This is a genomic window from Cytobacillus sp. S13-E01, from assembly GCF_029193815.1.
Taxonomy (GTDB): domain Bacteria; phylum Bacillota; class Bacilli; order Bacillales; family Bacillaceae_L; genus Bacillus_BV.
In genome coordinates, this window is the sequence record NZ_JARFVC010000019.1 from 17,612 (window position 1) to 26,461 (window position 8,850).

An 8,850-nucleotide genomic window follows, 5' to 3' on the forward strand; every position below is an offset into this window, starting at 1 on the left:
GTGAAGATTCAATTATTGTTCCTTAACTGTAACTAGATGAGAAACTTTATTAATCATACCGCGAATCGCAGCATTGTCATCGTGAACTACAGTTTGATGCATTTTATTTAAGCCTAGTGTGCGAACAGTTACACGTTGATCTTCAGGACGACCTATTACACTACGAGTGAGGGTAATTACTAATTTGTTTGCCATTTTAAGTTCCCTCCTTATCCTAACAGTTCTTCTACTGATTTACCACGTAACTTAGCTACATCTTCAGCACGCTTCAATTCCTTAAGTCCAGAAAGTGTAGCACGAACCATATTGATTGGTGTGTTTGAACCTAATGATTTAGATAAGATATCACTTACACCAGCTAATTCGAGTACAGCACGAACTGGTCCACCAGCGATAACACCTGTACCTTCAGAAGCAGGCTTAAGTAGAATGTTACCAGCACCAAATTGTCCGATTACTTGGTGAGGAATTGTAGTTCCAACCATAGGTACAGTAATCAAATTCTTCTTAGCATCTTCAATAGCTTTACGGATTGCTTCTGGAACCTCTTGTGCTTTACCAGTTCCAAAACCTACATGTCCGTTTTTGTCGCCAACTACTACTAATGCAGCAAAACGGAAACGACGTCCACCTTTAACTACCTTCGCAACGCGGTTGACTGTAACTACACGCTCTTCAAGCTCTAATTTATTTGGATCTACGCGACGCATACTATATCCCTCCTTCTTTGATTAAAATTCTAGACCAGCCTCACGTGCTGCATCTGCTAATGCTTTAATACGTCCGTGATAAAGGTATCCTCCGCGGTCAAATACAACTGATTTAATACCTTTTTCTTGAGCACGCTTAGCAACTAGCTCTCCAACTTTAACAGCAGCGGCTAAATTTGATGTAGAGTCTAGGTTAAGATCTTTTTCTATAGTTGAAGCACTAGCAATCGTAACTGAATTTGTATCATCGATTACTTGAGCATAAAAGTGTTGATTTGAACGATACACATTTAAACGAGGGCGTGTAGCAGTTCCTGATAATTTTGAACGAACACGAGCATGTCTTTTCTTACGAACTATATTTTTATCAGGTTTCGTAATCATCTACGTCACTCCTTTCTTTTATCTATCCTGCATTACTTCGCAGTCTTACCTTCTTTACGACGAACTTTTTCACCTTCGTAACGGATACCTTTTCCTTTATAAGGCTCAGGTGGTCTTACATCACGAATATTAGCAGCTAATGCACCAACACGTTCTTTGTCGATTCCTTTAACAATGATCTTAGTGTTAGCTGGTACTTCTACTTCAACTCCAGCCTCAGGAACGATTTCAACTGGATGTGAGTAACCAACGTTAAGAACAAGTTTGTTACCAGATTTAGAAGCACGATAACCGACACCTACTAATTCAAGACCTCTTTCGTAACCTTTTGCTACACCTTCAACCATGTTTCCAAGAATACTTCGAGTCGTACCATGAAGCGCACGGTGCTCTTTATTATCAGTAGGACGAGTAACGGTAACTACGTTCTCTTCTATATTAATTGTAATTTCAGAGTGGAAAGTACGAGTAAGTTCGCCTTTCGGTCCTTTTACAGTAACAGTGTTATCATTGTTTGTAACAGTAACACCAGTTGGAATTTCTAATATTTTTTTACCAACACGTGACATCTATTACACCTCCATTCTTTAAAAAGCTTATTACCAAACGTAACCTAATACTTCTCCACCAGCTTGTTTTTGACGAGCTTCTTTGTCAGTGAAAACACCTTGTGAAGTAGAAATAATTGCGATTCCTAAACCGTTTAATACACGAGGAACCTCATCAGCTTTAGCATATACGCGTAGACCAGGCTTACTAATACGTTTTAGACCTGTGATAACACGTTCGTTGTTAGCACCATATTTTAAGAAAATACGGATGATTCCTTGCTTATTATCTTCTACGTATTCAACATCACGAACGAAACCTTCACGCTTTAAAATTTCAGCAATATCTCTCTTGATTTTTGAAGCTGGGATTTCTAATTTTTCGTGACGTACCATGTTCGCATTACGGATGCGAGTAAGCATGTCTGCAATAGGATCTGTCATAACCATAGTAATTTTACCTCCTTCCCATTATAGGGTTTTACCAACTTGCTTTTTTAACACCAGGAATTTGACCCTTATAAGCTAGTTCACGGAAACAAATACGGCAAAGTTTGAATTTGCGTATTACAGAATGAGGACGTCCGCAACGCTCACATCGAGTGTACTCTTGTACTTTAAATTTCTGAACGCGTTTTTGTTTCGCAATCATCGATTTCTTAGCCACGATATCGCCTCCTTTACTTTTGGAACGGCATTCCGAACCCAGTTAATAACTCACGAGCTTCTTCATCTGTTTTAGCAGTAGTTACAATAACGATATCCATACCGCGTACTTTAGTTACTTTATCGTAATCAATCTCAGGGAAGATTAATTGTTCTTTAACACCTAAAGTGTAGTTTCCACGGCCATCGAATGATTTCTTTGAAATACCACGGAAGTCACGAACACGTGGAAGAGAAACTGAAATTAGTTTGTCTAAGAATTCATACATGCGCTCACCACGAAGCGTAACTTTTGCACCGATAGGCATACCTTCACGTAGACGGAAACCAGCGATCGATTTCTTTGCTTTAGTTACAACAGGCTTTTGACCAGTTATTGTAGCTAATTCTTCAACTGCATTGTCTAATGATTTTGAGTTTGCTACTGCATCACCAACACCCATGTTGATAACGATCTTTTCAAGTTTTGGAACTTCCATAACTGAACTATAGTTAAACTTGCTCATTAAAGCAGGTGTAATTTCTTTTTGTAATTTTTCTTTTAGGCGGTTCATTTCAGTACCTCCTTTCTTTTACTATTTGTCTAATAATTCACCAGATTTTTTTGCTACACGTACCTTTTTACCTTCGACAACACTATAACCCACTCTTGTAGGAGTACTTGTTTTAGGGTCTAATGGCATTACATTTGATACATGGATAGGTGCTTCTTGACTGATGATTCCACCTTGTGGGTTTGCTTGTGAAGGTTTTGAATGTTTTTTAACAATATTCACACCTTCTACAAGAACACGGCTTTTCTTTGGGAAAGCTTCAAGGATTACACCTTGTTTCCCTTTGTCTTTACCAGAGATAACTTGTACTTTGTCACCCTTTTTTACATGCATCTAACTGCACCTCCTTAAAAGGCCTTTATAATTTTCGATTTATAGTACTTCCGGAGCTAATGAAACAATTTTCATAAAGTTACTGTCACGTAATTCACGTGCTACAGGTCCGAAGATACGTGTTCCACGTGGACTCTTGTCATCACGGATAATTACGCAAGCATTCTCATCAAAACGGATGTAAGTACCATCATTACGACGAACTCCACGTTTTGTACGAACAATAACTGCTTTAACTACATCACCTTTTTTAACAACGCCCCCTGGTGTTGCTTGTTTTACTGTACAAACGATAACATCACCAATGTTTGCTGTCTTACGACCTGATCCACCTAGAACTTTAATAGTAAGAACTTCACGAGCTCCAGAGTTGTCAGCTACTTTCAAACGAGTTTCTTGTTGAATCATTATGAAACCTCCCTTCGGATTTGTAATCTATCCGAACATTTATTAGATAATAACCGCTTTTTCCACAACTTCAAGTAGACGGAAGCGTTTAGTTGCGGATAATGGACGAGTCTCCATAATTTTCACGATATCGCCAATTTTTGCTTCATTATTTTCATCATGTGCTTTGAATTTTTTTGAATACTTTACGCGTTTCCCGTAAAGAGAATGCTTCTTATAGGTTTCTACAAGAACTGTGACTGTCTTATCCATTTTGTCAGACACGACACGACCAGTGTAGACTTTGCGTTGGTTGCGTTCACTCATTTAAGCAAACCCTCCTCTCTGGTTATCGATTATTAACGCCAATCTCTCTCTCACGGATAACAGTTTTCATACGAGCGATCGATTTACGTACTTCACGAATACGAGCTGTATTTTCAAGCTGTCCAGTAGCTAACTGGAAGCGTAAGTTGAAAAGCTCTTCTTTTAAAGATTTTACTTTTTGTTCAATTTCAGCAGTGGTAAGGTCACGAATTTCTTTTGGATTACTCATTTGATTCACCACCAATTTCTTCACGTTTTACAAACTTAGTTCTGATTGGAAGTTTATGAGATGCTAATCGAAGTGCTTCTCTTGCTACTTCTTCAGAAACACCTGAAATTTCGAACATTACTTTTCCAGGTTTAACAACTGCTACCCAACCTTCTGGAGCACCTTTACCGGATCCCATACGTACTTCAAGAGGTTTTGCAGTAAACGGCTTAGAAGGGAAAATTTTAATCCATACTTTACCGCCACGTTTCATGTAACGAGTCATTGCAATACGAGCAGCCTCAATTTGACGGTTAGTAATCCAAGACGCTTCAAGTGCTTGAATTCCATACTCACCAAAGTGTACTTCGGTACCACCTTTTGCTTGACCACGCATTTTCCCGCGGTGTTCTCTACGATACTTAACGCGTTTTGGCATTAACATAATTATTTTCCTCCTTCCTCAGTTTTCTTCTTCGTAGGAAGGACCTCTCCACGATAAATCCAAACTTTAACACCGATTTTACCGTAAGTTGTATCTGCTTCTGCAGTGCCATAGTCAATATCAGCACGAAGTGTATGAAGAGGAACTGTTCCTTCACTATAATGTTCAGAACGAGCGATATCCGCTCCGCCTAGACGTCCAGATACCATTGTTTTAATACCTTTAGCACCAGCGCGCATTGCACGTTGAATGGCTTGTTTTTGTGCACGACGGAATGAAATACGGTTTTCTAATTGGCGAGCAATATTTTCAGCAACAAGAATTGCATCCATATCAGCTCTCTTAATTTCAAGGATGTTGATGTGTACACGTTTGCCAGTTAATTGGTTTAACGCTTTACGAAGTGCTTCCACTTCAGTACCACCCTTACCGATTACCATACCTGGTTTTGCAGTGTGAACAGTCACGTTAACACGATTTGCCGCACGTTCGATTTCTACTTTTGATACTGAAGCATCATGTAGACGCTTAGCGATATACTCACGAACTTTAAGGTCTTCATGTAATAAGTCTGCATAATCTTTGCCTGCATACCATTTTGAATCCCAATCACGGATAACACCAATACGCAGACCTATAGGATTAACTTTTTGACCCACTGATTATCCCTCCTTCTTTTCTGATACCACGATCGTAATGTGGCTCGTACGTTTGTTGATTTGAGACGCACGTCCCATTGCACGTGGACGGAAACGTTTCAATGTTGGACCTTCATTAACAAAAGCATCTGTAATCACTAAGTTATTAGCGTCCATTTCATAGTTATGTTCTGCATTTGCAATTGCTGAGTTAAGAACTTTCTCTACAATTGGAGAAGCAGCTTTTGGTGTTAGTCGTAGGATTGCAACTGCTTCACCTACTTGCTTACCTCGAATTAAATCTACTACTAAACGAGCTTTACGAGGAGCAATACGAACTGTGTTTGCGACAGCTTTAGCTTGCATGTTTAAGCCTCCTCTCATTAACGTCTTGTTTTCTTATCGTCATTTGCGTGTCCTTTATACGTACGGGTAGGTGCAAATTCTCCTAATTTGTGACCAACCATATCTTCAGTAACGTAAACAGGAACGTGTTTGCGACCATCATAAACTGCAATTGTGTGACCAATGAATTGAGGGAATATTGTTGAACGACGTGACCAAGTTTTTACTACTTGTTTACCTTCAGTTACATTCAATTTCTCTACTTTTTTCATTAAGTGATCATCAACAAAAGGTCCTTTTTTTAAGCTGCGACCCATATGTGAACCTCCCTTCGCGATTTTTCTACGGTTCCCTTGAACCGTAGCTTAACCCCGTTATTTTTTACGACGACGTACGATAAACTTATCTGATTTATTTTTCTTCTTACGAGTTTTGAATCCAAGAGTTGGTTTACCCCATGGAGTCATTGGTGACTTACGTCCAATTGGTGATTTACCTTCTCCACCACCGTGTGGGTGATCATTAGGGTTCATTACAGATCCACGTACAGTTGGGCGTTTACCTAACCAACGAGAACGACCTGCTTTACCAATGTTAATAAGTTCGTGTTGTTCGTTACCTACTTGACCGATTGAAGCGCGGCAAGTAGCAAGAATCATACGTACTTCACCAGAGTTCAAACGTACAAGTACATACTTACCTTCCTTACCAAGCACTTGTGCAGAAGTTCCTGCAGAACGAACAAGTTGTCCGCCTTTCCCAGGTTTCAACTCTACATTATGGATTACTGTACCAACAGGAATGTTAGAAAGGGGAAGTGCATTTCCAACTTTAATATCCGCTTGCGGACCTGCCATAACTTCTAATCCAACTTGTAGGTTTTTAGGAGCAAGGATGTAACGTTTTTCACCGTCAGCATAATGGATAAGTGCGATGTTAGCCGAACGATTTGGATCATATTCGATTGTAGCAACGCGTCCTGGTATACCATCTTTATCGCGTTTGAAATCGATAATACGGTATTGACGCTTATGACCGCCACCTTGGTGACGTACAGTTAATTTACCTTGGTTATTACGACCGCCTTTTCTGTGTAAAGGCGCAACTAATGATTTTTCTGGTCTGTCAGTTGTAATTTCTGCAAAATCAGAAACTGTCATTCCACGACGACCATTTGAGGTTGGTTTATACTTTTTAATCGCCATCTCTATTTCCCTCCTTCACTAAAAGACTTATACTTCAAAGAATTCGATTTCTTTGCTGTCATTTGTTAATTTAACAATTGCTTTTCTACGACGGTTAGTGTAACCACTGTGACGTCCCATACGTTTGAATTTACCTTTGTAATTCATGATGTTAACTTTCTCTACATCAACTCCAAAGATTTGCTCGATAGCATCTTTGACTTCCGTTTTGTTAGCTCTAACATCAACATCAAATGTATATTTTTTTTCAGACATTAAATCCGTTGAACGTTCAGTAATAACGGGGCGCTTAATAATATCACGAGGATCTTTCATTATGCAAGCACCTCCTCTACTTTTTCCACCGCAGCTTTAGTCATAATAAGCTTATCGTGGTTAAGCACATCAAGAACATTAATACCATTAGCAGTAACAACAGTTACTCCAGGAATATTACGAGCAGATAAAGCAACAGTTTCATTTATATCACCTGTTACGATTAATGCTTTGCGCTCGATTGATAGTCCTTTTAAAACCGCAGACATTTCTTTAGTCTTCGGTGCTTCGAATGATAGGTTATCTAAAACTAATAGATTGTTCTCTAATACTTTAGTAGATAAAGCGGATTTGACTGCTAAACGACGTACTTTTTTTGGTAATTTAAAGCTATAGCTTCTTGGTGTAGGTCCAAATACAATTCCGCCTCCACGCCATTGTGGTGAACGAATAGAACCTTGACGAGCGCGACCTGTACCTTTTTGTTTCCAAGGCTTGCGTCCTCCGCCACGTACTTCTGAACGAACTTTTACTTTATGAGTTCCTTGACGTAAGGAAGCTCTTTGCATAATAACAGCATCAAATAATACTTGATTATTTGGCTCAATACCGAAAATCGACTCATTTAATTCGATTTCTCCAACATTTGAACCTTTTTGGTTATACAATGCAATTTTAGGCATTTGTATGTCCTCCTTTCTTAAAGAGATTATTTCGCTTTAACTGCGCTTTTAACAGTAATTAACGCTTTTCTTGGTCCAGGTACATTACCTTTAATAAGAAGTAGGTTGCGCTCAGTATCAACTTTTACAATTTGTAAATTTTGAACTGTAATGCGCTCTCCGCCCATACGACCGGGTAGTAACTTATTTTTGAATACACGGTTTGGAGCAACAGGTCCCATTGAACCGGGACGACGGTGGTAACGTGATCCGTGAGCCATCGGTCCGCGTGATTGTCCATGACGTTTAATTACACCCTGGAAACCTTTACCTTTTGATATACCTGTTACATCCACTATATCTCCTTCAGAGAAGATATTAACATTTACTTCTTGACCTACTTCGTAACCAGCAACCTCAATTCCGCGAATTTCGCGTAAGAAGCGCTTAGGTGCTGTATTAGCTTTTGCAACATGACCCTTTTCAGGTTTGTTTGCTAGTTTTTCTCGTTTGTCTTCAAATCCAACTTGGATAGCTTCATAGCCGTCGTTTTCAGCAGTTTTCTTTTGAAGAACAACGTTAGGATTAGCTTCGATAACTGTTACTGGAACAAGTTCACCGTTTCCAACAAAGATTTGCGTCATACCGATTTTTCTTCCTAAGATTCCTTTGGTCATTAGTTACACCTCCTATTTTATAAACGTTTTATTAAAGTTTTATTTCAATGTCTACACCTGACGGTAAATCTAAACGCATTAACGCGTCAACAGTTTGTGGTGTCGGGTTAACGATATCGATTAAACGTTTGTGTGTACGCATTTCGAATTGCTCACGAGAATCTTTATATTTGTGTACCGCACGAAGAATCGTATAGATAGATTTTTCAGTTGGAAGCGGAATCGGACCAGATACTGCTGCACCTGAACGTTTCGCTGTGTCTACGATTTTTTCAGCAGACTGATCTAAAATTCTGTGATCATATGCTTTTAAACGAATACGAATCTTTTGTTTTGCCATTATTTTCCCTCCTTTATCGCCTATTTTCGAAATAGACTTTCTCCGTGGAAATTTCCTTACACTCGCCATGGCAAAGCGGCCGGGTGTATCAGCAACCTTCCACATCATCGCAGTCAAAGACCAACATTGTCTATTATATAAAAAACAATGTATAAATGCAAGATAA

20 protein-coding genes are annotated in these 8,850 nt (G+C 39.2%); all 20 read right to left on the reverse strand.

Features of this window, described 5'->3' with window-relative positions; translation table 11 throughout:
* Nucleotides 1-12: 12 nt before the first annotated feature.
* The 20 genes from rpmD to rpsJ are packed head-to-tail and all read right to left on the reverse strand — an operon-like array spanning nt 13 to nt 8,684.
* A complete protein-coding gene (gene rpmD, locus PY093_RS12765; protein ID WP_275646256.1) occupies nt 13-195 on the reverse strand; it encodes a 50S ribosomal protein L30 in 183 nt (60 codons plus the stop codon).
* A gap of 14 nt (nt 196-209) precedes the next feature.
* The gene (gene rpsE, locus PY093_RS12770) at nt 210-710 is read right to left on the reverse strand and encodes a 30S ribosomal protein S5 (protein ID WP_275646257.1); all 501 of its coding nucleotides are present in this window, start codon (nt 708-710) and stop codon (nt 210-212) included.
* A gap of 21 nt (nt 711-731) precedes the next feature.
* Nucleotides 732-1,094: a 50S ribosomal protein L18 gene (rplR, locus tag PY093_RS12775; protein ID WP_275646258.1), complete on the reverse strand. Its 363-nt coding sequence runs from the start codon at nt 1,092-1,094 to the stop codon at nt 732-734.
* A gap of 32 nt (nt 1,095-1,126) precedes the next feature.
* Nucleotides 1,127-1,663: a 50S ribosomal protein L6 gene (gene rplF / locus PY093_RS12780; protein ID WP_275646259.1), complete on the reverse strand. Its 537-nt coding sequence runs from the start codon at nt 1,661-1,663 to the stop codon at nt 1,127-1,129.
* 30 nt (nt 1,664-1,693) lie between these two features.
* Nucleotides 1,694-2,092 (reverse strand): 30S ribosomal protein S8, encoded by a 399-nt coding sequence (rpsH, locus tag PY093_RS12785; RefSeq protein WP_275646260.1) that lies wholly within the window; start codon nt 2,090-2,092, stop codon nt 1,694-1,696.
* A gap of 31 nt (nt 2,093-2,123) precedes the next feature.
* Nucleotides 2,124-2,309: a 30S ribosomal protein S14 gene (gene rpsN / locus PY093_RS12790; protein ID WP_026673509.1), complete on the reverse strand. Its 186-nt coding sequence runs from the start codon at nt 2,307-2,309 to the stop codon at nt 2,124-2,126.
* 13 nt (nt 2,310-2,322) lie between these two features.
* Nucleotides 2,323-2,862, reverse strand: coding sequence for a 50S ribosomal protein L5 (gene rplE, locus PY093_RS12795; protein WP_275646261.1), 540 nt, complete (start codon nt 2,860-2,862; stop codon nt 2,323-2,325).
* Between the two features lie 21 nt (nt 2,863-2,883).
* Nucleotides 2,884-3,195, reverse strand: a complete 312-nt coding sequence (gene rplX, locus PY093_RS12800) for a 50S ribosomal protein L24 (RefSeq protein ID WP_275646262.1) — start codon at nt 3,193-3,195, stop codon at nt 2,884-2,886.
* Nucleotides 3,196-3,234: 39 nt separating this feature from the next.
* Entirely contained in the window at nt 3,235-3,603 is a 369-nt protein-coding gene (gene rplN, locus PY093_RS12805) for a 50S ribosomal protein L14 (protein ID WP_058000134.1), read from the reverse strand.
* A 42-nt stretch (nt 3,604-3,645) separates the two neighbouring features.
* Nucleotides 3,646-3,909, reverse strand: a complete 264-nt coding sequence (rpsQ, locus tag PY093_RS12810; protein ID WP_275646263.1) for a 30S ribosomal protein S17 — start codon at nt 3,907-3,909, stop codon at nt 3,646-3,648.
* A 22-nt stretch (nt 3,910-3,931) separates the two neighbouring features.
* Nucleotides 3,932-4,138, reverse strand: coding sequence for a 50S ribosomal protein L29 (gene rpmC, locus PY093_RS12815; protein WP_275646264.1), 207 nt, complete (start codon nt 4,136-4,138; stop codon nt 3,932-3,934).
* Nucleotides 4,131-4,562 carry a 50S ribosomal protein L16 gene (rplP, locus tag PY093_RS12820; protein ID WP_275646265.1) on the reverse strand — a complete coding sequence of 144 codons (432 nt, stop codon included), beginning with the start codon at nt 4,560-4,562 and terminating at the stop codon, nt 4,131-4,133. The genes rpmC and rplP overlap by 8 nt, the downstream gene beginning before the upstream one ends.
* 2 nt (nt 4,563-4,564) lie before the next feature.
* Complete coding sequence (gene rpsC / locus PY093_RS12825) at nt 4,565-5,221, reverse strand: 30S ribosomal protein S3 (protein ID WP_275646266.1); 657 nt, start codon at nt 5,219-5,221, stop codon at nt 4,565-4,567.
* A gap of 3 nt (nt 5,222-5,224) precedes the next feature.
* The gene (gene rplV, locus PY093_RS12830; RefSeq protein WP_275646267.1) at nt 5,225-5,566 is read right to left on the reverse strand and encodes a 50S ribosomal protein L22; all 342 of its coding nucleotides are present in this window, start codon (nt 5,564-5,566) and stop codon (nt 5,225-5,227) included.
* A 17-nt stretch (nt 5,567-5,583) separates the two neighbouring features.
* Nucleotides 5,584-5,862, reverse strand: coding sequence for a 30S ribosomal protein S19 (rpsS, locus tag PY093_RS12835; protein WP_275646268.1), 279 nt, complete (start codon nt 5,860-5,862; stop codon nt 5,584-5,586).
* Nucleotides 5,863-5,919: 57 nt separating this feature from the next.
* Nucleotides 5,920-6,750 carry a 50S ribosomal protein L2 gene (rplB, locus tag PY093_RS12840; protein ID WP_275646269.1) on the reverse strand — a complete coding sequence of 277 codons (831 nt, stop codon included), beginning with the start codon at nt 6,748-6,750 and terminating at the stop codon, nt 5,920-5,922.
* Nucleotides 6,751-6,777: 27 nt separating this feature from the next.
* Nucleotides 6,778-7,065, reverse strand: coding sequence for a 50S ribosomal protein L23 (gene rplW / locus PY093_RS12845; protein WP_275646270.1), 288 nt, complete (start codon nt 7,063-7,065; stop codon nt 6,778-6,780).
* Nucleotides 7,065-7,688 carry a 50S ribosomal protein L4 gene (gene rplD, locus PY093_RS12850; protein ID WP_275646271.1) on the reverse strand — a complete coding sequence of 208 codons (624 nt, stop codon included), beginning with the start codon at nt 7,686-7,688 and terminating at the stop codon, nt 7,065-7,067. Before rplD ends, rplW begins: the two co-directional genes overlap by 1 nt.
* A gap of 26 nt (nt 7,689-7,714) precedes the next feature.
* Entirely contained in the window at nt 7,715-8,344 is a 630-nt protein-coding gene (gene rplC, locus PY093_RS12855; protein ID WP_275646272.1) for a 50S ribosomal protein L3, read from the reverse strand.
* 31 nt (nt 8,345-8,375) lie between these two features.
* Nucleotides 8,376-8,684: a 30S ribosomal protein S10 gene (gene rpsJ, locus PY093_RS12860; protein WP_275646273.1), complete on the reverse strand. Its 309-nt coding sequence runs from the start codon at nt 8,682-8,684 to the stop codon at nt 8,376-8,378.
* Nucleotides 8,685-8,850 lie beyond the last annotated feature (166 nt).